General features: G+C 41.7%; 1 pseudogene. It reads left to right on the top strand.

Features of this window, described 5'->3' with window-relative positions:
* Positions 1–825 (top strand): annotated as a pseudogene (locus B5V81_RS08590) (Vomp family autotransporter); the annotation flags it as partial.

Below are 825 nucleotides of genomic sequence, written 5' to 3' on the forward strand. Positions count from 1 at the left end.
AATCTGGTGAGGGGCGGTTTATTTTCGGTGTTCGTGATGCTGTGATTTCCCCAACATCGAGTCTAGCAGTCAATGGTTCTCAGCTTTATAAATTGGGCTCAGGGATCGCTCAGTCTTTCGGCGGTGGTGCTAGCTATGAAAATGGAACTTGGAGATCTCCTGTTTTTATGATTAAAGCCTTTGATCAGAATGGTAATCAGACACAGGAAAATTATAGCACTGTTGCAGGTGCATTTGCTGGTGTGAATAATTCGTTTGAGAATCTTAATAAAGCGATTAAAAATGTAGCTTCCAACGCATCGGGTGAGGTGCTTATTACGCTAAATAGCGATGGGCTTATTACCATTGGTAGACAAGTAATTGGCACTAGGGTAAGTATTGCAAATATGTATAATGCGACACGGATTCTTTCGGGCGTTCGTGGTGGTTCGATTACCGCAACATCAACGGATGCGATCAATGGTTCTCAATTTTATGCTATGAGCAATACGGTTGCAGGCTATTTTGGTGGTGGTGCTAGCTATAAAAATGAAGCTTGGAGTGCGCCTACTTTTACAGTTAAAGTCTTTGATAAGAATGGTAGTGGGACTGAAAAGAACTATAGTACGGTTGCAGACGCTTTTACTGGCGTAAGTAGTTCTTTCACAAATCTTGATAAAAAGATAGAAAATATGGTCATTAATGGGACAGGTAATAGTCTTGTTAAGCAGGATACAGCAGGACTTATTACCATTGGTGGAGAAGTAAGTGGAACGAAGGTAAGTATTGCGAATGTTAATAATGCGGCACGGATTCTTTCGGGCGTTCGTGGTGGTTCGATTACCG

It is taken from the genome of Bartonella queenslandensis (assembly GCF_018155095.1).
Lineage (GTDB): Bacteria > Pseudomonadota > Alphaproteobacteria > Rhizobiales > Rhizobiaceae > Bartonella > Bartonella queenslandensis_B.